Here is a 24442-nt window from a genome sequence, read left to right as displayed (position 1 = left end):
TAGGTGAGCCTAAGCTAAATCCCGTGATGGTGTCGATAGGGCGAGGCGGACAGCAGGAGGCGCTCGGCGTCCGCCAACTGGCGCACGCCGCACGCCCGTTGCGCACTAAGGTAAGCCTTGCTTTACTTGCTTCGGTCAATCCCTGCTCTGAGGAGGAACCCCATGCGGGTCGCCATGCTCGGTTACCAGACCTGGGGGCACCGCACCCTCCAAGCCCTCCTGGACTCCGAGCACGACGTGGTGATGGTCGTGACACATCCCAGGAGCGAGCACGCGTACGAGAAGATCTGGAGCGACTCCGTCGCCGACCTCGCCGAAGAGCACGGCGTCCCGGTACTGATCCGCAACCGCCCCGACGACGACGAGCTGTTCGAGCGCCTCAAGGAGGCCGACCCGGACATCATCGTGGCGAACAACTGGCGGACCTGGATCCCCCCGCGCATCTTCGACCTGCCGCGCCACGGCACGCTGAACGTCCACGACTCACTGCTGCCGAAATACGCCGGCTTCTCGCCCCTCATCTGGGCCCTGATCAACGGCGAGCCCGAAGTGGGCGTGACCGCGCACATGATGAACGACGAGCTCGACGCCGGCGACATCGTCCGCCAGGAGGCGGTTCCGGTCGGACCGACGGACACCGCCACAGATCTCTTCCACAAGACCGTCGACCTCATCGCCCCGGTCACCATCGGCGCCCTCGACCTCATCGCCGCCGGACAGACGGAATTCACCGAGCAGGACCGCTCCCAGGCCAGCTTCTTCCACAAGCGGTCCACCGAGGACATCCGCATCAACTGGGACTGGCCCGCGGAGGACCTCGAACGCCTGGTGCGCGCCCAGTCCGAGCCGTACCCCAGCGCCTTCACCTTCCACAAGGGCAAGCGACTCGAGGTCCTCGCCGCCGTGGTGTCCCAAGGTCGCTACGGCGGCACACCCGGCCGCATCTTCTATCGCGAGGGCGACGGCGTGGTCATCGTCGCCGGAGCCGACGCCCGCACGGGCCGCAACCACGGGCTGGCCGTCACCCGCGTACGGACCGAGGACGGCCGGGAGTTGGGCGCGACGGAGTACTTCACCTCCATGGGCGGGTACCTCACCAGTCACCCCGATCACTAGGGACCGGGACGTCGGCTGCGAAGCGTGAAGCGGAATGAGAGTGACCACTCTCAGTCTCGTACTTTTTACGGATTGTGAGCGACGCCCGCGGATCAGGGCGCCGGCTGGTACGGAACGGTCGAGGAGGACGACTCCGAGCCCTCGGTCGAGCGGCAGGTATACGACTGGAACCGGCTTACGATCGGCGGCGCGGGCCGGGCGATGTGGCTGCTCCTGCTGCCCGTTCTGCTGATCAACCTGGTGACGTGGATGCGGCCCAGACTGCAGCACCCCGACGCCCTCGCTCGGGTTTTTGAACAGCGACGCCCGCGTCCCTTGCCGTCTATGCACAGCCGGCGAGGGAAGGGGACAATCAGGTCATGAAGCGTCGACTCACCGACGTGAGCGCTCCCGCCCGGCTGGCGTCGTCCGGCGAGGGCCTGGGGCAGGACGAGCTGGCACTGGCCGCCCGGAATCATGGCCTGCCGCTGGAGGCCATGCGCTACGACGTCACCCCGCCCGGCCTGCACTACGTACTGACGCACTACGACATCCCCCACGTGCCGCACGAAGCCGCCTGGCGGCTGACGGTGAGCGGTCGCGTACGGCGCGCGCTCAGCCTCACACCGGCGCAGCTCCGCGCCTACCCCGCGGTCACCACGCGCATGACGATGGAGTGCGCGGGCAACGGCAGGGCCTTGCTGTCGCCGAGGCCGGTGAGTCAGCCGTGGCTGGTCGAGGCCGTCGGCACGGCGGAATGGACGGGAGTGCCCCTGCGTCTGCTCCTCGACGAGGCCGGGATGGAGTCCGACGCGGTCGACGTCGTGTTCACCGGGGCGGATCACGGCGTGGAGCGCGGTGTCGAGCAGGACTACCAGCGCGGCCTTCCTCTCGACGTGGCCACGGGGGACGATCCGCAGGTCCTGGTGGCCTACGCGATGAACGGCGCGCCTCTGCCGCCCCAGCACGGCAGCCCGCTGCGCCTTGTGGTGCCCGGCTGGTACGGGATGGCCCAGGTGAAGTGGCTGCGGGACATTACGGTCGTCGACACACCTTTCACAGGCTTCCAGCAATCCGTGGCCTACCGGATCAGACAGGCACCCGGGGAGGCGGGCGAGCCGGTCACCCGCATCGCTCCCAGGGCCCTGCTGATCCCGCCGGGCTTTCCCGACTTCATGTCCCGAACGCGGGTGGTGGCGCCGGGTCCGGTCCTGCTGGAGGGACGGGCCTGGTCGGGACGCGCCCCGGTGACATCGGTGGAGGTGAGCACGGACGGCGGCCTGACGTGGCACAGGGCCCACCTCGAACCGGATCGAGGACACCGCTGGGCCTGGCGCGGATGGTCCCACATGTGGTCCGCCGTCCCCGGCGACCATGTCCTGAGCACCCGCGCCCACGACGAGGCGGGGAACGCCCAGCCACTGGAACAGCCTTGGAACCTGGGCGGGTTCGCCAGCAACCTCGTCCAACGGGTGCCGGTTTTCTGCCCCGATCCCGCTGACACGGCATGACCGCACGGCCCGGCTACGCCGCCCCGAGCGCTTCAAGGGCCCCGGTCACGGTCGTTGTCAGCTCACGGGCATCGGTGCCCGCACGGGAACGCGGATTCACGCCGTAGGCGAGGAGGGCCAGAAGGTCGGCCCCAGCCCCGGCATCGGTTCCGGGTTTGAGCTGCCCCTTGGCCTCGGCGGCGACGAGTGCCGTGCGCAGCGCCTCCCGCAGCTGGTGGTGGTGTCGGTCGAGGGCGGCCCGGACCTCGGGGTCACGGTTCTCGCCCCCGGCGTGCGCGTTGGTGACCATGCAGCCCCAGCGGGCGTACGCGCCGGAGCAGCGGGCCTCGATCAGTGAGGCGAAGAAGTCGTGGACAGCGGGCAGGCCGGGCTTCGACCTCCAGCGTGTCAACGGGGGCCACGCCCGCACCCTGCCGCTGCCCGCCACCTATGTCATCGACCGCGACGGCGTCATCCGCTGGGCCTTCGTCGACGCGGACTACACCAGGCGCGCCGAACCCACCGATATCCTGGCCGCCCTCGATGCCCTGGCCTGAGTCACGGTCCGGGCCGACGAGAAGACCGCGACCATCTACCCGGGCGGACTCCGCGTCGCGGGTATCTTTCTCTGTTCCGTTCGGTGATCCGAACGAATCCGCCTAGTAGCTGTCGTAGCTGGGCTTGCCGTTCGGCCGGTAGACGCCGACGATGGTGCCGCCCTTGGTCGTCGAGACGCTGACCGGCTCCAGTGCAGTGGGGATCGCTCCGTCGGCGAACAGCCGCTTGCCGGTGCCGATGATCACCGGATGGATGGTCAGCCGGTACTCGTCGACGAGGCGGTGCCGCATGAGGGTCTGGGCGAGGTCGCCGCTGCCGACGACGTTGATGTTGCCGCCGTCGGACGCCTTCAGCTTGCGTACGGCATCGACGATGTCGCCCTCCAGCAGCGTGGAGTTCTGCCACTCGACGGACGTCAGGGTCCGAGACGCCACGTACTTGTGCATGCTGTTCATCCGATCGGTGAACGGGTTGTCGGGATCGGCGGTCGGCCAGTACGACGCGAAGATCTCGTACGTCTTGCGGCCGAGCAGCATCGCGTCGGCGTGCTCGTACCAACCGGCGATGGCCGTGCCGACCTCGTCGTCGGCCACCGGCTTCTGCCAGCCGCCGTGCTCGAAGCCGCTCTCAGCGTCCTCGTCCGGACCGCCCGGCGCCTGCATGACGCCGTCCAGGGTCAGGAACGTGCAAACGATGATCTTGCGCATGGTGCGCTCCCTTCGTCGACGGGTAGACCGCCCAACCGCCGGAAACTCATCGGCGCCACACCCCGGCCGGCCGCGTCCCCAACCTGTCCGGTCAGCACACCTAGGCCGTTGCCGAGCGCGCCGTACTCCAGTAGGAAACTTCAGCCCGGCTCGAAGGCCCGCTGCCGCGCGCGTACGGTGAACATGAGGCCGGACGGGTATGTCGGTGCAGGCACTGCCGGCAGCCGCTGCGCGACCGAAAGCGCCGGTGGTCTGCTCCCGTACAGGAGGGAGAAGGCAATGCCCGAGCACAGGATCGGCACACAGGAAGAATTCGACGCAGCCCGCCAGGAGCTGCTCGCAGAGGAGAAGGAACTCACCCGGCGCGGCGACGAGCTCACGCGGAAGCGGCGGGAGCTTCCCTGGGTGCCGGTCGAGAAGGACTACGGCTTCCAGACCGAGGACGGGAACAAGTCGCTCGCAGATCTCTTCGACGGGCGCTCGCAGCTGCTCATTTACCACTTCATGTTCGGTCCGCCGTACGAGGCCGGATGCCCGGTCTGCTCCTCGATCGCGGACACCCTCGATCCCAACGTGATCCACCTCAAGGCCCGCGACGTGACGCTGATCTGCTCCTCGCGTGCCCCGCTCGACAAACTCCTCGCCTACCGGGAGCGGATGGGCTGGAGCCTCGACTGGGTTTCCACCGTCGGCAGCGACTTCCACCGCGACCTCGGCTTCCTGCATACAGAGGAGGAGCTGAGGCCGTTCCTCGAGGGCGAGATCCCGCCGACCGTGAGCCAGATGGCGGAGGCGACCGGCACGGACGTGGCCGGCTATGTCACCGAGGGGCCCGGCCTGAGCGCCTACGCGTTCTCGGACGGCACCGTCTACCGGACGTACATCACCTCCGCGCGCGGCCTTGAGCCTGCCATGGCCTACTACGGCCTCCTCGACCGGACGCCGATGGGCCGCCACGAGGAGGGCGAGGAGACTCACTGGCTGCGCCGCCACGACGAGTACGGCAAGACCTGACTGGCGCAAGGGTCGATCACGCCCGTCGGTAGAGCACATAAGCGGTGGACGTATACCCGCATCATGACCGGTTCGGTGACCGCTCTCCGGCTTCGTTCCGGGTCCCCGTGCCATTTGCGGCCTTGGCGCCCGCATCGGGGCAGGCGCGTGGCGATTTGTTGGGTGCCGGCAGCGGTTGCGGTCACAGCTCAACCGCAGCCGTGCGGCTCGACCCGGCGGGCGGCGACAGCGCAGCACCCTTGCCCTGCCAGGCGTGCCGACCTTTCGCTCGATCAGTCGGGGCCGCTCCAGTCGAACGGGAAATGCTTGCTGGACTTGCCTCTCAGGTCCCAGCTGAAGCCGAAAGCGTCGACCTGGTCCGTCGTGGCGCGGCCCCACGTGGCGATCTGGCCCGGGCCGACCTCGGCACCGCCCGCGTTGTGGACCTGCACCCGCCCGCCGGCGGGCGTGGTGGGACCAGCCAGGGCCTCGGCGCGGGCAGTGACCCGGCCGGGAACCTCGACACTCCATGCCCCCAGGTCCTCGTCGATCTCCACGATGACGGGGGCGACTTCCATGCCGCGCACCTCGAAGGGGGCCAGCTCGCCGAACTCCTTCGGCCAGCCCCCCGCCTCACCGCTGAAGATCGTGCCGAGCGCGGCGCGCTGCTGGTCGTCGGCGCGCTCGTCGACGAAGAAAGCGGCATACGAGTCCGTGGCCTCGCCCGCCCAGATGTTGCCGGTGAAAGACCCGAGCATCAGGAAGTTCAGCCCGTCGAGCCGTATGTCCCCGTACTGTCCCTCGCGGATGTGCCAGACCAGGACCCCGTCGCAGTCGCCCTCGGTCGGGGGTTGGGCGAACGTGCAGGGGCAGGGTATGGCGCAATTACAGGTGTCGAACCAGTCGCCGATCAGGTGCCAGGCCGGGCTGGTGGTTGCTTCGGTCATCTCTCTGACCTCCTCATCCCCGTTCCCACGAAGTCCTGGGAGCGGCAAAGCTGTCCCGCACAGCGCCCGCCGGCAACGCCGGCGCAGCGGCCTCATCTCCAGCATGCGCCTACCCGACGATGACCCCCAGTCCTGCGCAGGCGGCCGCCTCACCGCTCACCTCCCGTAGCGGGGATCAGCCACAGGTAGGTACCGAGCCGAGTTCCAGCGACGGTGACCGCCACGAAGCCGGACCGCCTCCTGGGAGGACAACCCGTCGACCGCTGCGCGGGGCAGGCCCGGTCACCGCCGGGAGCCGCTTCCCCGCCTTCCGCTTTTGAGCCTTGCGATTCTGTGATCTGCTGGAGATGTCTTCGCAGTACTCGCCGCACTTCCCGGCGTTCGCGGCCCTGGAGCTGCGGGGCCGCTGCGCTGATCGGGCAGTGGGCGACCTTGGGAGGCGTGCCATGCCCCATCTCCGGTTCGCCCCGCCGGTGCCCACCCGGCCGGGAGTGCTGCTGGCGAGGCGTGATCTGGCCCTCGGCTGGGTTCTCCTGGTGCTGATCGCCGCTCTGGCCTGGCTGCTCACGGTCGCCCAGTCCCGCGCCATGGGGATGGAGCCGGCCACCATGGGCGTGGCACTCCCGCTCTTCCTCCTCCTGTGGGTGGTCATGATGGCGGCGATGATGCTCCCGTCGCTGGCACCCGTTGCCCTCACCTGGGTGCAGGCGATCCGTCGGAGCACCGCGGGCCGCGTCCGGGCCCTGCGCACCGCCGAGTTCGTCGGCGGTTACCTGCTCGCCTGGACGGGATTCGGGCTGCTCGCGTACGGGGCCCTGGCCGCGACCGGGCGCCTCGTCGACAGCGACCCGGACGCGGGCCGCTGGATCGGTGCGGGCGCGTTCCTGTTCGCGGGACTGCAGCAGTTGGGCCCGCTGAAGCGGGTCTGCCTGAGTCACTGCCGCAGCCCGATGTTCCAGCTGCTGCGGTACGCACGCTTCCGGCCGTGGGCGAAGGACCTGCGGGTGGGCGCGCACCACGGGCTCTACTGCGTCGGCTGCTGCTGGGGCCTGATGATCGTCCTGATCCCGCTCGGCTTCATGAACGTGGCCGCGATGGCGGGCCTGGCCGCCGTGATCTTCCTGGAGAAACTGTGGCGTGGTGGCCCCTGGCTCAGCTGGGCCGTCGGCATCGCTTTCCTCGTGCTGGCCGTCCTCGCCCCGTTCCAGGACTGGCTGCTGCCGGGTCTGCGGATGTCCGGTGCGTCGATGGACGGGATGTGAGATCGGTCGCCCGGATACGGCCGCTCGGCCGGCCACGCGGCCTGTCGGCAGCTGAATATCCACCAGAAGTACGACGGCGCCCGGACGGCCCCTTCCTTCTGGTCATCTTCTTCGCGGCGATGGCCGTCGCTGGATGCGTCGTCGCGTCCGCCTCGGCCGCCCGGGGCTGAGCCCCAACCGGCCGACGCCACCAGCCCGAAGGGCATCACCTGGAACCACACGACCTGGCTCAACGTCGCCCTCCCGCTGCTCGCCGAGGCCCTGCCCGTCCGCTTTCTGCGCACCCGGCGGCCTGGCCGTGCTGCGGCCGTCACCGGGTCCGCTCCGCGAAGTGACGCTGATGCGCATACGACGCGTTGGCCGCGACCCCTGCGACGACCAGACCGCACAGGGGCCGCACCCGCACATCCGGATCAAGCGCTCGTCGACCGGCCGGACGGGCTTCGATGCCCTCCCCCGGCCGCGTCACCGCGCGCCCACCCCCACCGCACCCAGTGCACATCCAGTGCGCATTTGGCGGGGAACTCCCGGGAAATCCAGGAAACTGGAGGGAAGTATTCCGCAGCCGTCACCACAACTGCCCAGGTAAGCAAGTCCCAGCTCAGGCCCAGGCGGTCACCGGCACGAACGAACTGTCCTGCCGGAACAGATCCGTCCCGTCGGTCCGGTCCACCCGGAGTTGGTAGTTGTAGTGGCGCAGGTAGTAGCCGGGATAGTTGTACGACTCGAGGCGCAGCGAGCCGCTCGCCGTGCCGGTGCGGGCGATGAACGTGGCGTCCTTCGCGAAGGTCGACGTTCCGTCGTTCGCGTCGAAGCGGCCGCGGAAGTCCCAGTGGCGCAGGTAGTTGCCGGAGGCGTCCCGGAACGAGTAGGCGTTCGCGTCGGCGAGGCCGGCGACGACCGTGAAGGTGGACGCCTGCTTCTCGGCGGTGGTGCTGGAGGTGCTCACCACAGGGAGGTTGAGCAGGGACGACTGGGACTGCCAGTAGCGGGTGGAGAAGTTGGCCGACCGGAACGAGCGTGTCACCCCCTTCGCCAGGCTCGGGCCGCCCGACACCGTCTCCTTGATGACCGTGAAGTGGCGGGCCGTACCCGAGACGACGGGCAGCGCGGCCGGGGCGGACCAGGTGGCGAAGGTGTCGTAGCTGTCGCTGTAGTAGTAGGTGCCGTCACCGTAGCCGTCGAAGAAGATCCGCCAGCCGCCGTTGTCGAGCTGCACCAGTGCCGGGCCCTCGCGGTAGCTGCCCCAGCCCGCCCAGTCGCCGGTCCTCCTGATCGTGTAGGGGCCGGTGAGGTTGGAGGCCGTCGCGTACTCGATGTATTTCGCCGTCTCGTTCTTCGTGAAGGCGTGGTAGGTCGAGCCGATCTTCACGATGTACGTGTCGATGTGGTTGGCGCCGATGCCGGACAGGGCGACCGGTGAACTCCACGCCGTGAGAGCGGAGTTGGTGGCCTTCAGCAGATACGGGGTGAAGATCCACTCGTCGTTGGTCGTCGAGCAGGACACGATGACGTTCACGCTGCCGTCGCTGTCGACGAACCACTCCGGCGCCCATGCCCGGGACAGGCTGGCGATCGGGACCGTGTAGTCGTACAGGAAGGTCCAGTTGACCCGGTCGGAGCTGCGGGCGAAGCCGATCGTGGTGCTGGGGTCCTGCCAGGTGTGGGTGGTGTAGGTGATGTAGTAGTAGCCGTCGGTGTGCTTGAAGACGCTCGCGTCGCGGATGCGGTTGCTGGGCGGGGTGTAGGCAGACGACTTGGCCAGCCGGAAGTCGGTGGCGTCGTCGGACTGGTACACGTTCACGGTGCCGTCGTTGCTGTTGAGGAACGGCACGATGGTGTAGCGGGTCGCGGAGCCGCTCGGCGGGGCGGCGGCCGAGGCCGTGCCGAGCAGTCCGGGCGCCTCGCCCAGGACAAGCGCCGAGGCGGGCAGGACGGCCATCGCCCGCAGCAAGGTGCGGCGCGACGGCGCGGGGGGTCGTGTGGTCACGGGCGGCTCTCTCTCGGACACGAACACATGGCGCGGCTCTGGCGTTCGATATTCCGAACCAGGTTCGGAAAGTCGATCAGAAGGTAGGGCTGAGGCTCGGGCGCGTCAATGGTTCGCGCACGCCTTCGTGAGACCTGTGAGTCCTGTGGGAACACATGTGGTGTGTGCCGGTGCCGACCGTAGAAACCCACCCCCGTCGCCAGAGACGTTCCGTCCCGCTCCGCCGGAGGTTACCGTTCAGTAGACAACACCCTCTCGGAGGTGACCGCATGACCCTCGACAGTTCGCCAGGCCTCGCGGAGTCCGCCCGTGCGCTCGCCGCCGGAGAGGTGACGTCCCGGTCGCTCGTGGAGGCGGCGCTGGCCCGGATCGAGGCCACGCAGACCTCGCTGAACGCCTTCCGGATCGTACGGACCGAGGCGGCGCTCGCCGAGGCGGACCGCGCGGACCGGGAACTGGCGGCGGGGGTGCGGGGGCCGCTGCTAGGGGTGCCGGTGGCGGTCAAGGACGACATGGACGTGGCGGGCGAGCCGACCGCGTTCGGCTGCCGGGGCGAGTTTCCGCCGGTCACGGAGGACGGCGAGGCGATACGGCGGCTGCGCGCGGCCGGGGCCGTGATCATCGGCAAGACCAACACCTGCGAGTTCGGGCAGTGGCCGTTCACCGAGGGGCCCGCCTTCGGCGCGACCCGCAATCCGTGGAACACCGAGCACAGCCCGGGCGGCTCGTCCGGCGGTTCGGCCGCCGCCGTCGCCGCCGGTCTGGTGCCGGCCGCGCTCGGCTCGGACGGCGCCGGTTCCGTGCGGATCCCGGCCTCCTGGACCCACCTGATCGGCATCAAGCCACAGCGCGGCCGGATCTCCACCTGGCCGCGCGGCGAGTCCTTCCAGGGCATCACGGTCAACGGCACACTGGCCCGCACGGTCGCCGACGCGGCCCTGCTCCTCGACGCCGCCAGCGGCAACCACGAACGGGACCCGTACCAGCCGCCGGTCGTCGACGCCTTGGAAGCGACCAGGCGCGACCCCGGCCGGCTGCGCATCGCGCTCTCCCTCAAGCCGCCGTTCACCGCGCTCCCCGCGCGGCTCCAGCCGGAGGTGCGCGCACGGGTCGTCCAACTCGCCGAGGAGCTGAGCGACTTGGGGCACATCGTCGAGGAGGCCGATCCGCCGTACGGACAGATCGGGCTGACCTTCGTGCCCCGCGCCACGGCCGGTATCGCCGAACGCGTCCGCGAGGCCCCCTTCCCCGCCCTGCTCGACCGCCGCACCCACGGCGCCGCCCGGCTGGGCGGGCTGCTCGGCGGGGTGCCGCTGCGGGCGGCGCGGCGCGCGGAGGCGGTTCTGCACCGGCGTATCGGTGCGTTCTTCACGGCGTACGACGTGATCCTCGCGCCGACCACGGCCGCTCCCCCGCCGCGCATCGGCGCGCTGCTCGGCCTCGGCGGCCTGGCCACCGACCGCGCGATAATCGCCGCCTGCCCGTATGCCTGGCCGTGGAACGTGCTGGGCTGGCCCGGGGTGAACGTCCCCGCCGGTTTCGTCGGCGGCGGTCTGCCGGTCGGCGCCCAGTTGCTCGGACCGGCGAACAGCGAGCCGCTCCTGGTCTCCCTGGCCGCGCAGTTGGAGGCGGAGCTGCGCTGGCACGAGGCATGGCCGCCGGAGCACGCGGTGACGGACTCCCCAGCCGCGTAATGGCGCATGCGGTCACGGATTACCCGGCCGCGTAATGGCCTTCGGCCCGTACCCTGTGACCATGGACGACGCGTCGATGGTCGGGCTCATGGGACGGGTCACCGGGACGATCGGGCCCGGACTGGTCGGCGAGGTGATCGTCCGGGTGCGCGGCGGCGCCGAGCACTTCCTCGCCTACCCCGCCTCCGGTGCGGACCGCATCGAACGGGGCACGGTCGTGATGGTCGTGGAGTACCTGCCGCCGAGGACGGTCTACGTCCAGGCGGCATACGACAGTTGAGCCCGCTCCCTCGCAGGTGAGACCGCTGTGTATCAAGGTTTCGACAAGGATCCGCATGCGTCTGTACCGCGGCGTCGGTGAGGCGCAGACTCCCTTTCGTTCGGTGCCGAAAGGGCACCATCAAAAGGGGGCGTATGCCGATGATTGTCGGCGTCGTTGCGGGGGCGGCCGTTGTCGCCGTTCTCGTTCTGATCGGTCTGTTCAAGATGATGTGGCGGGTCGCCGAACCCAACGAGGCTCTGGTCATCTCCGGTTCCAAGCACCGGACGGAGGGCCTCGAGGAGGGTATGGGCTTTCGCATCGTCACCGGGCGGGGCACGCTCGTGATGCCCGGTGTGCAGGCGGTGCGCAAGATGTCGCTCGACCTGAACGAGACCGAACTGCATGTGGACTGCGCGACCCACCAAGGCATACCGCTCAAGGTGCGGGGCGTGGTCATCTTCAAGGTGGGCGACGACTTCGTGTCGATCGCGAACGCGGCCCGTCGTTTCCTCGACCAGCAGAAGCTGATGTCGGAGCGGGTGCACAACGTCTTCGCCGGTCATCTGCGGTCCATCGTGGGCGGGTTGACGGTCGAGGACATGATCCGTGACCGGGAGAAGCTCACCGGCCAGACCCGGGCGGCCTGCGGTACGGAGATGGAGAAGCTCGGGCTGATCGTCGACTCGCTGCAGATCCACGAGATCGAGGATCCGACCGGGTACATCCAGAACCTGGCGATGCCGCACGCGGCGGCCGTCCAGCGGGACGCGCGGATCGCGCAGGCGGAGGCCAACCGGCTGGCCACCGAGGCCGAGCAGCAGTCGTACGCGCGGATGGCCGAGGCCACCCGGGACAGCGAGATCCTCCAGGCCGGCTACCAGGCCGAGCGGGACAAGGCGGCTGCGAAGGCCCGCCAGGCCGGACCGCTCGCCGACGCCGCCGCCCGGCAGGAAGTCGTCGTCCAGGAGACGCGGGTCTCCGAGCTGGAGGTGCAGCGGCGTGAGCAGCAGCTCCAGGCAGACGTTCGCAAGCCGGCGGACGCGCAGGCCTACGAGAAGCGGACGATGGCCGAGGCGGAGCGCGACGCACGCATCTCCGCGGCCCAGGCCAAGGCGAAGGAGACGGAGCTCGCGGCCGCGGCCGAGGCGACCCGGGTCAAGACGGCCGCGGGCGCGGAGGCCGAGGCGACCAAAGCCCGCGGCACCGCCATGGCGGCGGCCACGCGGGCCACGGGTGAAGCCGAGGCGGCCGCGGCGCAGGCCAGGGGTCTCGCGGAGGCCGAGGCGGTCAAGGCCAAGGGGCTCGCGGAGGCGGAGTCCATCAAGGCCCGCGCCGCCGCCCTCGCCGAGAACCAGGAAGCCGTCGTCGCCCAGCAACTCGCCGAGAACTGGCCGGAGATCGTGAGGGCCGGCGCGTCCGCCTTCGGCAGCGTCGACAACATGGTGGTCCTCAACGGCGCCGACGGCATGGCCGACATGCTCACCAAGGCGCTCACCATGGGCGGCACGGGCCTCGGCCTGGCCCGTCAGGTGCTCGCCTCGATGAACCAGAGCGGGCAGGCACCGAGCGGGGCTTCGTCCCTCAACGGGTCTGTCCCGCCGCCGGTACAGAAGGTGCCGGTGGAGAAGGACACCCCCTAGGGGTCAGACAACCGGCTCCAGGGCGCGGGCTCTAACGTTACGTCCGTGACTGCGTCTATCGATGAGAACGTACCCGGCCGGTTCGGCCCGTCCGCCACCACCCAGGCGGACCCCCGAGAGGTGGGCCGGGTACGCACGGAGTACTCGCCCGCGCACGACGGGGACCCGGATCCCGGCGAGATCGTCTGGACCTGGGTCCCCTTCGAGGAGAACGACGGCCGGGGCAAGGACCGCCCCGTCCTCGTCGTCGCCCGCGAGGCCGGCGGCACCTTCCTCGCCGTCCAGTTGTCGAGCAAGCGGCACGACGGCGACCGGGAGTGGGTGCCGATCGGCAGCGGGCCCTGGGACCGGACGGGGCGGGATTCGTGGGTCGACGTTGACCGCGTACTGCGACTGCACGAGGACGGCATGCGCCGGGAGGCGTGCGCCTTGGACCGGATGCGGTTCAACCTGGTCCGGCACCGGTTGGGGGAACGCTACGGCTGGAGCTGATCCCGGCCAGGCGTAGCGCTACGGCGGCTGATCCCGGCCGGGCCTAGCGCTACGGCTGGGCTGATCCCGACCGGACGGGCCCCTACGGCTGGAGCTCACGCCCGCCTGGCGTGACCGTCCGGCGGCGCTGCCCAGACCGGGCGTACCCCAATGGCGGAGCTGACCCCGACCCGGCGGGCCCCTACGGCTGGAGCTGACGCTCCGGAAACGCCCGTACGAACGCTTGCCGGACCACGGTCCCCGTCGTGCGGTCCAGGATTGCGAACACCACCTGCTCGAAGGCCCCGGCGAACCGGCCGCCGGGGCCCAGCAGCGCCCGGAAGGCGCCCGCCACCTGCGCCGGATCGTTCTGGAACACCCCGCAGCCCCACGCACCGAGGACCAGCCGCCGGTAGCCGTGGGCGGCCGCGACCTCCAGCACCCGCTCGGCGCGCACCGCCAGGGCCCGCGGCAGCTCGGCCGCCCGCTCCGGTGCCGTACGGAGTACGACCCCCGCGTTGGGTGCGGCCGCCGTCAGGAAGCCGGCGGTGTACGGCGAGTCGAGAAGCCGGCCGCGGTCGTCGCGGAAGACGGGCACAGCCGGGGAGTGGATCACACGGTCCGTGTAGAACGGGTCGCGATGGGTGGTGATGGTCGTAGAACTCCCGGACCCCGATCAGGCAGGTGTACAGCGCGGAGGCCCGGCACAGTGCCTCTTCCTGGGCCTGGGCGCCGTTGAGATAGCCGCCGCCGGGATTGCGGGCCGACGAGAAGTTCAGGACGGCCACCGGCCCGGCGAGCCGACGGGCCGCCTCCAGGCTGCTCTCGCCCGTGACCTGGACCGACGTGTCAGCCGAAGAGAGCTCCGGCGCCCGCACCGGCTCCGGCCCGTACATCCGCGTGCTGTCCCGTGCCGCCTCGAGTTCGGCGGCGACGGACACCTCGCGGCCGCCCGGCGCGCGGTAGCCCCCCGCCGCCACGATCCGTTCCGTCTCCTGCGCGATGGCGCGCAGGCGCGCGCTCATGGCGCGCCCCCCGTACGCGCCACGACCGCGCGCCGCGCGATCTCCCCCGCCGGCTCCCCCGTCGTGCTCATACACGCATCCTGAGCGATTCTGGTCGTGCGGTGCAACGGAGTTTTCCGGGCCCGGACGCGCCCGGAAAACTCCTCGAGAACGCCCTGGAAACGGAGATCTCCGGCCCCCGATTGCGACGATGTGCACCCTTGTGCGAACGGACGCGAGGGGTTTGGGTGGGACGAGTGACGTCGGCCCGCCCCATCCGAATCGGGCCGGCGACATGGTGGAATCTCAGGAGGATCCCGACATGTCCGATACACCGAGTGACTGTACGGAAACCCGTACCGCGGTCACCGAAGCCGAGGTGGAGGCCCTGGTCCGGGGCATCTGCTTCAAGACCGGTCCACCCCGCACCGTCGGCGTCGAGGTGGAATGGCTCGTCCACGAGCTGCGCACCGGGCAGCTCCCCGTAACACCCGAACGACTCGAAGCGGCCTACGCGGCACTGCGTACCGTGCCCCTGAGGTCGGCGCTCACCACAGAGCCCGGCGGCCAGCTGGAACTGAGCTCACCGCCCGCCGCCTCCCTGATGGAGTGCATCGGTACCGTCTCCGCCGACCTCGCCGCCGTCCGCGCGGTACTGGCCGAGCACAGCCTCGGTCTCGTCGGCATCGGCCAGGACCCGTGGCACTCGCCCCGGCGTTTCCTGCACGAACCGCGCTACGACGCCATGGAGGCCTGCCTCGACCGCACCGGCCCGGCCGGCCGCGCCATGATGTGCACCTCCGCCTCCGTCCAGGTGTGCCTGGACGCCGGTCACGAGGAGCCCGGCCCGCTCGGTCTCGGGCGGCGCTGGTGGCTGGCGCACCAGCTGGGCGCGGTCCTGGTGGCCGCGTTCGCGAACTCCCCCGCGGCCGGGCACGAGCCCACCGGCTGGCTCTCCAGCCGGCAGCTGCTGTGGATGGAGATAGGCGCCGGCCGCGCGGGCGCTCCCCCGCTCGACGTGGACCCGCGCACCGCCTGGGCCCGGCATGTGCTGGACGCCCCGGTGATGTGCGTGCGACGGGACGGCGGCCCGTGGGAGGTGCCGGAGGGGCTGACGTTCCGGGAGTGGACCAGGTCGGGCGCGCCGGATGCGCCGACCAGGGAGGATCTCGACTATCACATCAGCACGCTGTTCCCGCCGGTCAGACCGCGCGGCCACCTGGAACTGCGCATGATCGACGCCCAGCCCGGCGACGACGGCTGGATCGTGCCGCTGGCGGTGACGACGGCGCTCTTCGACGACCCGGAGGCCGCCGAGACCGCCTACCGGATCCTGAAGCCGTTGGCCGAGCGGTCCATGTCGCTGCCGGCGCCGCACAATCCGCTGTGGACCGACGCGGCCCACCGCGGCCTGACCGACCCCGAGTTGCACGAGGCGGCCGTCGCCTGTTTCGCGGTCGCCCTGGAGGCCCTGCCGCGGCTCGGCGCCACCGCCGAGGTCACGGCGGCGGTGGCGGCGTACCGGGACCGCTACGTCGTCCCCGGCCGCTGCCCCGCCGACGAGCTGCTCGAACATCTGCACGACAACGACCAACGCCTGCGCGGCACGGACCGAGGCCTGCGCGACACGGACCGACACCCTCGCGGCACGCACCAAGGCCTGCGCGACACGGACCAACGCCCTCGCGGCACGGACCGTCGCACCCACGGGAAGGACATCCGCACATGACCGACCCCGCCCTCGACACCGATCCCGCTGTCGACGACGCCGTCGATGTCGAAGCGTTCCGCGACCGGGCGCTGACCACACTGACCACCGCCCGGGACCGCACGACGCTGCTGACCAGCTGCGTGGAGGAGCCGGACCTGACCGCGCAGCACTCCCCGCTGATGTCGCCGCTGGTGTGGGACCTCGCGCACATCGGCAACCAGGAGGAGCAGTGGCTGCTGCGGACCGTCGCCGGGCAGGAGGCGATACGGCCCGAGATCGACAGCATCTACGACGCCTTCGAGCACCCGCGCTCCGAACGGCCGTCCCTGCCCCTGCTGGCGCCCGGTGAGGCGCGCTCGTACGCGGCGGACGTGCGCGGCCGAGTGATGGACGTGCTGGAGCGCACCGCCTTCCACGGGACGCGGCTGACGGAGGCGGGCTTCGCCTTCGGGATGATCGCGCAGCACGAACAGCAGCACGACGAGACGATGCTGATCACCCATCAGCTCCGCACGGGCCCGCAGGCCCTGACCGCTCCGGACCCGGAACCGGTACCGCTGTACTCCGGCCCCGCCGAAGTCCTGGTCCCCGGCGGCCCGTTCATGATGGGCACGTCGTCCGAGCCGTGGGCGCTGGACAACGAACGCCCGGCGCATCCGCGCGAGGTGGCGCCGTTCCACATCGACACGACTCCGGTGACGAACGGGGCCTACCAGGCGTTCATCGAGGACGGCGGCTACGAGGACGAGCGCTGGTGGACGGCGGAGGGCTGGGCGCACATCCGCCGGCACTCCATCCACGCCCCGCTGTTCTGGCACCGCGACGGCAGGCAATGGCTGCGGCGCCGCTTCGGCGTCACCGAGGTCGTCCCGCCCGAGGAGCCGGTGCTGCACGTGTGCTGGTACGAGGCCGACGCGTACGCCCGCTGGGCCGGGCGCCGGCTGCCCACCGAGGCCGAGTGGGAGAAGACCGCGCGGTACGACCCCGCCGGCGACCGCTCGATGCGCTACCCGTGGGGCGACGCCGACCCGGCGCCCGAACACGCCAACCTGGGCCAGCGGCATCTGCGCCCGGCGCCGGCCGGCAGCTATCCGGAGGGTGAATCGCCGCTGGGTGTACGGCAGTTGATCGGTGACGTGTGGGAGTGGACGGCGAGCGACTTCCTGCCCTACCCGGGCTTTACGGCGTTCCCGTACAAGGAGTACTCGGAGGTCTTCTTCGGCCCCGACCACAAGGTGCTGCGCGGCGGCTCGTTCGCCGTGGACGCGGTGGCCTGCCGTGGCACGTTCCGCAACTGGGACTACCCGATCCGGCGGCAGATCTTCTCCGGGTTCCGCACCGCCCGCTCGGGGGCCGTCTGATGTGCCGTCACCTGGCGTATCTGGGCCCGCCGGAGCCGCTCGGCCGGATCCTGACCGAGCCGCCGCACAGCCTCTACCGACAGTCGTGGGCGCCGCGGCGACAGCGGTACGGAACAGTCAACGCCGATGGTTTCGGGGTCGGTTGGTACGCCGACGGGGATCCCGTACCGGCCCGCTACCGCCGGGCCGGGCCCATCTGGGCCGACCAGTCCCTTGCCGATCTGGCCCGGGTCGTGCGCTCGGGCGCGGTGCTCGCCGCCGTACGGGACGCGACCTTGGCGGGCGCGGACGCGGAGGCCGCGGCGGCGCCGTTCGCCGCGGGCCCCTGGCTGTTCAGCCACAACGGCGCGGTCGCGGGCTGGCCGGGTTCGCTGGCCCCCCTGGTGGCGGGCCTGCCGGCCACCGACGTGCTCTCGCTGGAGGCGCGCAACGACTCGGCGCTCGTGTGGGCGCTGGTCCTGGCCCGGCTGCGCGAGGGCGACGAGGCGGGCCAGGCGCTCGCCGAAGCCGTCCTGGAGGTCGCCGCGGCGGCCCCCGGCTCCCGGCTCAACCTGCTGCTGACCAACGGCGAGAGCATCACGGCGACGGCCTGGGGCGACACCCTCTGGTACCTCTCGGAGCCCGGCCGCCGCACGGTCGTGGCCTCCGAGCCCTACGACGACGACCCGCACTGGCAGGAGGTCCCCGACCGCACCCTGCTCGCGGCGAGCCGCACGGATGTGCTGCTCACCCCGCTCAAGGAACCGAGCGACGCCCTGGCCCCCGCACTTTTGAAGGAGCCCCGCACGTGAGTCCGTTCCTTGTCACCCGCACCCTGCCCGAGGACGCCACGGACGCGGCTCTGCGCGCCGACGTCCTCCAGGGTCTGACCCACGCCCCCAAGACGCTGCCGCCGAAGTGGTTCTACGACGCCCATGGCAGCGAGCTGTTCGAGCAGATCACCGAACTGCCCGAGTACTACCCGACGCGCGCCGAGCGGGAGATCCTCCTCGCCCGCTCCGGGGAGATCGCGGCGGCGACGCGCGCTCGCACCCTGATCGAGCTGGGCTCCGGCTCCTCGGAGAAGACCCGCCACCTCATCGACGCCCTCGACGACCTGAGCACGTACGTCCCGGTCGACGTCAGCGAGAGCGCGCTCACCCAGGCCGGGCACGCGCTCATCGCCGAGCACTCCGGCCTCCAAGTGCACGCCCTCATCGCCGACTTCACCGCACCGCTGGCCCTGCCGGACACGCCCGGCCCGCGGCTGCTGGCGTTCCTCGGCGGGACGATCGGCAACCTGCTGCCCATCGAGCGTGCCGCGTTCCTCGCGTCGGTCCGCGCCCTGCTCTCCCCCGGTGACGCGCTGCTGCTCGGCACCGACCTCGTCAAGGACGAGAAGGTCCTGGTCAGGGCGTACGACGACGCGGCCGGGGTGACGGCCGCGTTCAACAAGAACGTCCTGACCGTCGTCAACCGTGAGCTGGGCGCCGACTTCGATCCCGCGGCCTTCGACCACGTGGCCCTGTGGGACGCCGAGAACGAGTGGATCGAGATGCGGCTGCGCTCGCGTACGGCACAGACGGCGAAGATCCCGGCGCTCGACCTGGCGGTCGACTTCGCGGCGGGCGAGGAACTGCGCACCGAGGTGTCGGCCAAGTTCCGCAAGGAGGGCGTGCGCGCCGAACTGTCCGCTGCGGATCTTGACCTGGCCCGCTGGTGGACGGACGACGAGGGCCGGTTCGCGCTGTCGCTCAGCGTGGCGCGGTGAGGGTGTGCCACGGGCCGTCTCGCGCTCCGCCACGGCTTGGGGCACGGTGGAGTGACGCGCCCCGACGCAGCCCTCGCCCGGGCGCGCCCGACTCAGGTGACACCGTCGTCACCGCGGAGAGGAGTCCGCATGTCGAACCACACGTACCGGGTGACTGAGATCGTCGGCACCTCGCCCGAGGGAGTCGACCAGGCCGTCCGCAACGCCATCTCCCGTGCCTCGCAGACCCTCCGCCACCTCGACTGGTTCGAGGTCACCCAGGTGCGGGGCCAGATCGAGGAGGGGCAGGTCGCGCACTGGCAGGTGGGCCTGAAGGTCGGCTTCCGCCTGGAGGAGTCGGAGTAGGGGACGGGCGGTCGGCCCGACGGCTCCGGCGTCCCGTCGTCGGAGCCTCAGGTCCGTCCCTCCCGCTCCTGCGCCACCTTGAGCTCCGCCGACTGGGCCGCCCAGCGTGCCCGTACGACCGGGAATCCCGCCCGTTCGGCGTCCTCGCACACCAGCTCGTCGTCGTCCACCAGCACCCGGATCTCGCGGGTGCGGGCGAGCCGGCCAAGGATCTCCAGCTTGGTGCGCCGGGCGGGCCTGCGGTCACCTCTTCCCCCGCCCTCCCGCCCGGCGTCGCGCCGCATGTAGACGCGCCCCTCGGGCAGCCCCTGCGCGGCGAGCCAGTCGAGCGTGTCGCGCCGGCAGCGCTCGGGCCGTCCGGTGAGATAGACGACCTCGCACTCCCGCGCGCTCTGAAGGACCAGCGCGATGCCCTCGGCGATCGGCGGATCCTGCGGCGCGGCGGCGAAGAAGCCGTCCCAGTCGCGGGGCTTGCTCTCCAGGAACCGCTGCCGGTGGGCCGTGTCGGCGAGGGTGTTGTCCAGGTCGAACACGGCGAGCGGGCGCTTGCTGCTGTCGGTCACACCGCCACCCTAGACGGAGCCCGCACCCCGGCAACCTTCCCGCCCCGGGCGGCCACTGCTGTGCGACATGGCATGCACGGCAAAGGCGGGAGACCCCATGCGCAACACGTCTGTCTGGACAGCGGCACTGGTGAGCGCGGCGCTGCTGACGGGATTAGGGCCGGTGGGCGAGGCGTCCGCCGCCGCGGCGACGCTGATCGTGGCCACGGGCGGCAGCGACTCCGCGCCGGGCACCCTCGCCCAGCCCCTGCGCACGATCCAGCGGGCCGTCGACCTGGCCAAGCCCGGTGACACCATCGCCGTGCGCGGCGGCACGTACGCCCTCACCGACAACATCACCATCACCACCTCGGGCACCGCGTCCCTGCCCATCACCCTCGGCGCCTACCAGGGCGAGCGGGTCGTCATCGACGGCGAGCAGCTGCCCGCGAGCCACACCCCCGTCGGCGGCAGCATCGCGCGCGCCGATCGCGGGGCGATCCACCAGGAGGCGTCGTACTGGCGGATCTGGGACCTGGAGATCGTGAACGGGCCGTACGGGGTGTACTGCGACGGCTGCAACGGCAACGTGTTCTCGCGGCTGAAGACCCACGACAACTACGAGTCCGGCTTCCAGCTGCAGGGCGCCTCCGCCAACAACCAGATCCTGAACCTGGACAGTTACGCCAACCGCGACCCGCGCAAGAACGGCGAGAGCGCGGACGGGCTCGCCATCAAGGAGGGCAGTGGCACGGGCAACGTGGTGCGGGGCGCCCGCCTGTGGAACAACGTCGACGACGGCTTCGACAACTGGAAGTTCACCTCGCCGGTCGTGGTCGAGAACACCGTCGCGTACGGCAACGGCTTCAACCGCTGGAACTTCCCCGACTTCGCGGGCGACGGCAACGGCTTCAAGCTCGGCGGCGGCAGCCCGGCCCCGGCGGTGGCCCACACCCTCCGCAACAGCGTGGCGTTCAAGAACGCGGCGCACGGCATCACGGACAACAGCAACGCCGGCGCCCTCGCCCTTACCCGCAACTCCACTTACGGCAACGCGGGTACGGGCTTCGACGTCGACGTCTCGGGCGGCAAGGCCGTGCTCACCGCCAACCTGTCCGTGGCCGACGCCCGTGCCGTAGCGCTCGGGTCGGCGACCGTCTCCAGCGGCAACTCCTGGAACCTGGGCGGCACGTGGGACGCCGCCTCGGTCCTGAGCACGGACCCGGCTCCCCTCACGGGCGCGCGGGCGGCGGACGGTTCCCTGCCGTCGGCGCCGTCGTTCCTCGTCCCTCGGAACGGGGCGAGTATCGGGGCGCGGTTCTGACGCCAAGGGCACCCCGGCGGCGGTGGGTGATCGGGGGAGGCCGCATGCTTGTCCCATGCCTTCGACGCCCCGCACGCGCCTGACCGGCTCCGGATCCGGTTCCTGCACCCTCGTCGTCTGCCGGGGCTGCTGCTGCGGCAACGCCCGCAAGCAGCCCGGCACCGACCCGGCGTGGCAGCTGGAGCTGCTGCGCGCCGGCGCGGCCGAGCACGGGTTCCAGGTGCGGACGACCGACTGTCTGGGCCCCTGCGACCAGGCCAACGTCATCGTGGTCCGCCCCTCGGCCGCCGGACGCCGCGCCGGAGGGCGGGCCGCCTGGATCGGCTTCGTGACGGACGACGACAGCACCGAGGAGGTCGTGCGGTGGGCGGCCGCCGGCGGCCCCGGTGTCGCCGAGCCGCCGCTCACGCTGGAGATGCAGTTCATCCGGCCGCCGCGGGACGCGCGCGTGCGGTCCCGCCGCTGAGCGGCACGGCGGTAAGAGCAACGGACATTGTTAATGGGATCCATTTTCATGTAGCGTCCTCGGTGCTCACCCCACCGAGGAGGACCGTCATGGCCGTACCCAAGCGGAAGATGTCCCGCAGCAACACCCGCCACCGCCGCGCACAGTGGAAGGCCGCCACGCCGACGCTGGTGCCCGTCACCATCGACGGCGTGCGTCACCTCGTACCGCAGAACCTGGTCAAGGCGTACGAGCGCGGGCTGCTGCGCCCCGAGGGCTGAGACCTTCGCCTTCGCCCGCGACGACGGGGCCACCCTCGGTGAGGTCGCCCGCCTGGACACGATGGTCACGGTCGTGGACGCGGCGGGCTTCCTCCCGGAGCTGGCCAACGGCGACGAACTCGCCGAGCGCGGGGTGCTCGCGGGCTCACCCCTGCTCAGTCTTCAGGAACGGTTCTTCACCCTGTCCGGCCGCCCGCGCGTAACGGGCCTGTGGTCGCAGGACGGGTCGGTGGCACGGTTCGAGCCGTCCGCCGCCCGGGATCACCAAGCCCCGTATGCGCAGGAACTGGTCTTCATCGGCACCCACTTGAACGCCGACGGACTTCGGGCCGCCCTCACCGGCTGTCTCCTGCGCCCGGCCGAACCCGCCCCGCCGACCGACCCGTTCCCTGGGACACCTACGGGATCGACGAGGCCTGCGCGCACGAGCACGAGGCGGAGGTCTCCGCGGTGTAGAAGGCGCCACGGACCCGGTGCAGCCACGCCTCGACGGCCGCCTCGTCGGGCTGCTCGGGCAGCACGGTGGGCGTCTCGTCGAAGGCGTCCTCGTAGTGCCTGAGCAGGGGCAGCGCGGCCGAGGGGTCGGCGGCGACGCGCTCGCCGAAGGCGCGGTACTCCTCGGGATCCTCGACGCGGATCTCCAGTCGGCCGGTGGTGTACAGCGCCAGGCCCTGGTGGCACAGCCGCTTCAGGTGCCGGGCGTGCTTCGCGGTGCGCTTTCGGGTGTCCGCGGAGAACGAGCCGTCGCCGCGGCTCTCCAGTCGCCGGAACTGCTGGGTGGCGTAGCCGAGATAGGCGTCCCGGACGCGCCCCGCGCTCAGGAACGACGTGCGGATGCCGATCAGTTCCTCGCCGAGCGGTGTGCGGACCTCGTACAGCTCGTCCGGGAGCCACACCAGCTCCATGGCGGTCGGATTGCCGCCGAGGGCGAGCCGGCACCACTTGGCGGCCTCGTGCAGGGTGCGGTCCGGTGCCGTGGTGACGTGGGACTCCTTCGGACCACGCAGGCCGTGCAGCGCGGCGGTGGGCGCGGCGAAGAGGCCGAGACGGTCGATGTCGGAGCCGGCGTGGGCGAGTCCGTACGCGGTGGAACCGACGATGCCGGACAGCAGGATGTTCGGGACGGTCACGGTCGGCCGCCTTTCGGGTGCGTGGCTGTGCGGACGTGCGGCCGCCGCGGAGACGTGCTCCATTGTGGTGACCTGCGGTGCAGCGGTCATCCGGTTTTCCGCTAGCCGAACGGCCGCCGAGGGACACCGACGGCACGGCCACCGACCGCGGGAATGTCACCGCCCGCCAGGCGTTGAACCACGTGTGAGTTCCCTGATCGCCGCCACCCGCTTCTCCGTGCTCGACCGCTCCCGGACCCGGGAGGGCCGCACGGACGCCGAGGCGCTGCGCGACACCGTGCGGCTGGCGCGTGAACTGGAGGGCCTCGGCTTTCACCGGTTCTGGGTGTCGGAGCACCACGGCGTGCCCGGGGTCGCCGGTTCGGCGCCGACCGTGCTGGCCGCCGCCGTGGCCGCCGCGACGCGGACGATCCGGGTCGGCACCGGCGGCGTGATGCTGCCCAACCATCAACCCCTGGTCGTCGCCGAGCAGTTCGGGGTGCTGGAGTCCCTCTTCCCGGGTCGGATCGACATGGGGCTCGGCCGTTCCGTGGGCTTCACCGACGGGGTCCGCAAGGCGCTCGGTCGCGACAAGGACGTCGCCGACGACTTCGCGGCACAGCTGGCGGAACTGCTCGGCTGGTTCCGGGGCACCTCCCCGACGGGTGTGCACGCGCGGCCCGCGGAGGGCCTGACCGTGCCGCCGTTCGTGCTGGCCATGGGCGAGGGTGCGACGATCGCCGCCCGCGCGGGCCTGCCGATGGTCATCGGCGACCTGCGCAACCGCGACAAGATGCAACGCGGTATCGACCACTACCGCGCGCATTTCCGCCCTTCGCCCTGGGCGCGGGAGCCGTACGTCGTCATCTCGGGCACGATCGCGGTGGCCGCCACGCCCGAGGAGGCCCGGCGGCTGCTGATCCCCGAGGCCTGGTCCATGGCGTACTCCCGCACGCACGGCACCTTCCCGCCCCTGCCGCCCGCCGATCGTGTGGAGGCGCTGACGCTGAGCGGCAAGGAGCGCGGCTTCTACGAGTCCGGGCTCGCCGGGCAGCTCGCCGGCACCGAGGAGCAGGTCGCGCACGAGCTGGAGACCGTGCTGAAGGAGACGGGAGCCCAGGAGGTCCTGGTCACGACCAGCACGTACGACCGCGAGGCCCTGCTGGACTCCTACCGACGGCTGGCCCGGATCACCACCGGCGCCTCGACCGCGTAGCGGCCCGGCGGCCGCAACCTGGCTCGGCGGGGCCGGGGGCGGCGAGCGGTGCCGCCGCTCCTGTTGTGCCGACGCCGACTGTCCGGCGCGTGACCCGTGAAGAGAGACATGATGTGGGCTTGTTGAATGCCGGGGGTGCCTGGCGGGGCCGGGGTTGACAACTGCTCGATGTGGAACGCGTATGAGGGTGATTTAGCTCGATCGTGTGATGGTCGGCTTTCGGGCTTGCGAGGTGTGGTGCGGGC

Annotated in this window: 23 protein-coding genes and 3 pseudogenes; 19 read left to right on the top strand and 7 right to left on the bottom strand. The window is 71.0% G+C overall.

The window, feature by feature from the left end; all coding sequences use genetic code 11:
* The first annotated feature begins 162 nt into the window (after nucleotides 1–162).
* Together ACFYO2_RS32410 and ACFYO2_RS32405 are read left to right on the top strand one after the other, a co-directional pair.
* Nucleotides 163–1116 (top strand): methionyl-tRNA formyltransferase, encoded by a 954-nt coding sequence (locus ACFYO2_RS32410; RefSeq protein WP_388356080.1) that lies wholly within the window; start codon nucleotides 163–165, stop codon nucleotides 1114–1116.
* 359 nt (nucleotides 1117–1475) lie between these two features.
* Nucleotides 1476–2606 (top strand): sulfite oxidase, encoded by a 1131-nt coding sequence (locus ACFYO2_RS32405; protein ID WP_388356078.1) that lies wholly within the window; start codon nucleotides 1476–1478, stop codon nucleotides 2604–2606.
* Nucleotides 2607–2619: 13 nt separating this feature from the next.
* On the opposite strand, the gene ACFYO2_RS32400 is transcribed toward ACFYO2_RS32405, so the two are convergent.
* Nucleotides 2620–3015, bottom strand: a complete 396-nt coding sequence (locus tag ACFYO2_RS32400) for a TetR family transcriptional regulator C-terminal domain-containing protein (RefSeq protein ID WP_388356077.1) — start codon at nucleotides 3013–3015, stop codon at nucleotides 2620–2622.
* Here ACFYO2_RS32400 and ACFYO2_RS32395 point away from each other — a divergent pair.
* Nucleotides 2975–3142 (top strand): annotated as a pseudogene (locus ACFYO2_RS32395) (AhpC/TSA family protein); the annotation flags it as partial. The gene ACFYO2_RS32400 and the pseudogene ACFYO2_RS32395 overlap by 41 nt on opposite strands.
* Before the next feature lie 102 nt (nucleotides 3143–3244).
* Here ACFYO2_RS32395 and ACFYO2_RS32390 read toward each other — a convergent pair.
* Nucleotides 3245–3850 (bottom strand): dihydrofolate reductase family protein, encoded by a 606-nt coding sequence (locus ACFYO2_RS32390; protein ID WP_388356076.1) that lies wholly within the window; start codon nucleotides 3848–3850, stop codon nucleotides 3245–3247.
* Nucleotides 3851–4129: 279 nt separating this feature from the next.
* On the opposite strand from ACFYO2_RS32390, the gene ACFYO2_RS32385 reads away from it, so the two are divergent.
* Nucleotides 4130–4864 carry a DUF899 domain-containing protein gene (locus tag ACFYO2_RS32385; RefSeq protein WP_388356074.1) on the top strand — a complete coding sequence of 245 codons (735 nt, stop codon included), beginning with the start codon at nucleotides 4130–4132 and terminating at the stop codon, nucleotides 4862–4864.
* Between the two features lie 272 nt (nucleotides 4865–5136).
* On the opposite strand, the gene ACFYO2_RS32380 is transcribed toward ACFYO2_RS32385, so the two are convergent.
* The gene (locus ACFYO2_RS32380; RefSeq protein WP_388356073.1) at nucleotides 5137–5790 is read right to left on the bottom strand and encodes a DUF1326 domain-containing protein; all 654 of its coding nucleotides are present in this window, start codon (nucleotides 5788–5790) and stop codon (nucleotides 5137–5139) included.
* A gap of 446 nt (nucleotides 5791–6236) precedes the next feature.
* Here ACFYO2_RS32380 and ACFYO2_RS32375 point away from each other — a divergent pair, with 446 nt between their 5' ends.
* On the top strand, nucleotides 6237–7052 hold the full coding sequence (locus ACFYO2_RS32375) for a DUF2182 domain-containing protein (RefSeq protein ID WP_388356071.1): 816 nt from the start codon (nucleotides 6237–6239) through the stop codon (nucleotides 7050–7052).
* A 601-nt stretch (nucleotides 7053–7653) separates the two neighbouring features.
* Here ACFYO2_RS32375 and ACFYO2_RS32370 read toward each other — a convergent pair.
* Complete coding sequence (locus ACFYO2_RS32370; RefSeq protein WP_388356069.1) at nucleotides 7654–9042, bottom strand: glycoside hydrolase family 43 protein; 1389 nt, start codon at nucleotides 9040–9042, stop codon at nucleotides 7654–7656.
* Between the two features lie 269 nt (nucleotides 9043–9311).
* Between ACFYO2_RS32370 and ACFYO2_RS32365 the strand changes: the two genes are divergently transcribed.
* From ACFYO2_RS32365 to ACFYO2_RS32350, 4 genes are all read left to right on the top strand, one after another.
* Nucleotides 9312–10736, top strand: a complete 1425-nt coding sequence (locus ACFYO2_RS32365; RefSeq protein WP_388356068.1) for an amidase — start codon at nucleotides 9312–9314, stop codon at nucleotides 10734–10736.
* A gap of 61 nt (nucleotides 10737–10797) precedes the next feature.
* Nucleotides 10798–11016, top strand: a complete 219-nt coding sequence (locus ACFYO2_RS32360) for a hypothetical protein (RefSeq protein ID WP_388356066.1) — start codon at nucleotides 10798–10800, stop codon at nucleotides 11014–11016.
* A 134-nt stretch (nucleotides 11017–11150) separates the two neighbouring features.
* Nucleotides 11151–12638: a flotillin family protein gene (locus tag ACFYO2_RS32355; protein WP_388356064.1), complete on the top strand. Its 1488-nt coding sequence runs from the start codon at nucleotides 11151–11153 to the stop codon at nucleotides 12636–12638.
* A gap of 45 nt (nucleotides 12639–12683) precedes the next feature.
* Nucleotides 12684–13130 carry a type II toxin-antitoxin system PemK/MazF family toxin gene (locus ACFYO2_RS32350; RefSeq protein ID WP_388356062.1) on the top strand — a complete coding sequence of 149 codons (447 nt, stop codon included), beginning with the start codon at nucleotides 12684–12686 and terminating at the stop codon, nucleotides 13128–13130.
* A 181-nt stretch (nucleotides 13131–13311) separates the two neighbouring features.
* Here the strand turns inward: ACFYO2_RS32350 and ACFYO2_RS32345 are convergent.
* Nucleotides 13312–14134: pseudogene (locus ACFYO2_RS32345) on the bottom strand (TIGR02452 family protein).
* Nucleotides 14135–14435: 301 nt separating this feature from the next.
* Here ACFYO2_RS32345 and egtA point away from each other — a divergent pair.
* The 5 genes from egtA (at nucleotide 14436) to ACFYO2_RS32320 (ending at nucleotide 19280) form a co-directional block, all read left to right on the top strand.
* On the top strand, nucleotides 14436–15842 hold the full coding sequence (gene egtA, locus ACFYO2_RS32340; RefSeq protein ID WP_388356060.1) for an ergothioneine biosynthesis glutamate--cysteine ligase EgtA: 1407 nt from the start codon (nucleotides 14436–14438) through the stop codon (nucleotides 15840–15842).
* Nucleotides 15839–17185, top strand: a complete 1347-nt coding sequence (gene egtB / locus ACFYO2_RS32335; protein WP_388356058.1) for an ergothioneine biosynthesis protein EgtB — start codon at nucleotides 15839–15841, stop codon at nucleotides 17183–17185. The genes egtA and egtB overlap by 4 nt, the downstream gene beginning before the upstream one ends.
* Nucleotides 17185–17976, top strand: coding sequence for an ergothioneine biosynthesis protein EgtC (gene egtC / locus ACFYO2_RS32330; RefSeq protein WP_388356056.1), 792 nt, complete (start codon nucleotides 17185–17187; stop codon nucleotides 17974–17976). The genes egtB and egtC overlap by 1 nt, the downstream gene beginning before the upstream one ends.
* Nucleotides 17973–18935: an L-histidine N(alpha)-methyltransferase gene (gene egtD / locus ACFYO2_RS32325; RefSeq protein ID WP_388356054.1), complete on the top strand. Its 963-nt coding sequence runs from the start codon at nucleotides 17973–17975 to the stop codon at nucleotides 18933–18935. The genes egtC and egtD overlap by 4 nt, the downstream gene beginning before the upstream one ends.
* Nucleotides 18936–19064: 129 nt before the next feature.
* On the top strand, nucleotides 19065–19280 hold the full coding sequence (locus ACFYO2_RS32320; RefSeq protein ID WP_388356052.1) for a dodecin: 216 nt from the start codon (nucleotides 19065–19067) through the stop codon (nucleotides 19278–19280).
* A gap of 47 nt (nucleotides 19281–19327) precedes the next feature.
* Here ACFYO2_RS32320 and ACFYO2_RS32315 read toward each other — a convergent pair whose 3' ends face one another.
* Nucleotides 19328–19843 (bottom strand): hypothetical protein, encoded by a 516-nt coding sequence (locus ACFYO2_RS32315; RefSeq protein WP_388356050.1) that lies wholly within the window; start codon nucleotides 19841–19843, stop codon nucleotides 19328–19330.
* 97 nt (nucleotides 19844–19940) lie between these two features.
* On the opposite strand from ACFYO2_RS32315, the gene ACFYO2_RS32310 reads away from it, so the two are divergent.
* The 4 genes and pseudogenes from ACFYO2_RS32310 to ACFYO2_RS32295 form a co-directional block, all read left to right on the top strand.
* Nucleotides 19941–21146, top strand: a complete 1206-nt coding sequence (locus ACFYO2_RS32310; protein ID WP_388356048.1) for a right-handed parallel beta-helix repeat-containing protein — start codon at nucleotides 19941–19943, stop codon at nucleotides 21144–21146.
* A 55-nt stretch (nucleotides 21147–21201) separates the two neighbouring features.
* The gene (locus tag ACFYO2_RS32305) at nucleotides 21202–21612 is read left to right on the top strand and encodes a (2Fe-2S) ferredoxin domain-containing protein (RefSeq protein ID WP_388356046.1); all 411 of its coding nucleotides are present in this window, start codon (nucleotides 21202–21204) and stop codon (nucleotides 21610–21612) included.
* Between the two features lie 89 nt (nucleotides 21613–21701).
* Nucleotides 21702–21872, top strand: a complete 171-nt coding sequence (gene rpmF, locus ACFYO2_RS32300) for a 50S ribosomal protein L32 (protein ID WP_095750490.1) — start codon at nucleotides 21702–21704, stop codon at nucleotides 21870–21872.
* A pseudogene (locus tag ACFYO2_RS32295) lies at nucleotides 21862–22328 on the top strand (GTP-binding protein); the annotation flags it as partial. The gene rpmF and the pseudogene ACFYO2_RS32295, both read left to right, overlap by 11 nt.
* On the opposite strand, the gene ACFYO2_RS32290 reads toward ACFYO2_RS32295, so the two are convergent.
* On the bottom strand, nucleotides 22271–23002 hold the full coding sequence (locus tag ACFYO2_RS32290) for a DNA polymerase beta superfamily protein (RefSeq protein ID WP_388356337.1): 732 nt from the start codon (nucleotides 23000–23002) through the stop codon (nucleotides 22271–22273). The pseudogene ACFYO2_RS32295 and the gene ACFYO2_RS32290 sit on opposite strands and share 58 nt — an antisense overlap.
* A gap of 184 nt (nucleotides 23003–23186) precedes the next feature.
* Here ACFYO2_RS32290 and ACFYO2_RS32285 point away from each other — a divergent pair, with 184 nt between their 5' ends.
* Nucleotides 23187–24197 carry an LLM class flavin-dependent oxidoreductase gene (locus tag ACFYO2_RS32285; protein ID WP_388356044.1) on the top strand — a complete coding sequence of 337 codons (1011 nt, stop codon included), beginning with the start codon at nucleotides 23187–23189 and terminating at the stop codon, nucleotides 24195–24197.
* Nucleotides 24198–24442 lie beyond the last annotated feature (245 nt).

The sequence above is a fragment of the Streptomyces sp. NPDC006602 genome, assembly GCF_042870385.1.
In the GTDB taxonomy this organism is placed as follows: Bacteria; Actinomycetota; Actinomycetes; order Streptomycetales; family Streptomycetaceae; genus Streptomyces.
Note: the sequence above shows the minus strand (reverse complement) of the source record. Positions and strands in the feature narration are given on the sequence as shown.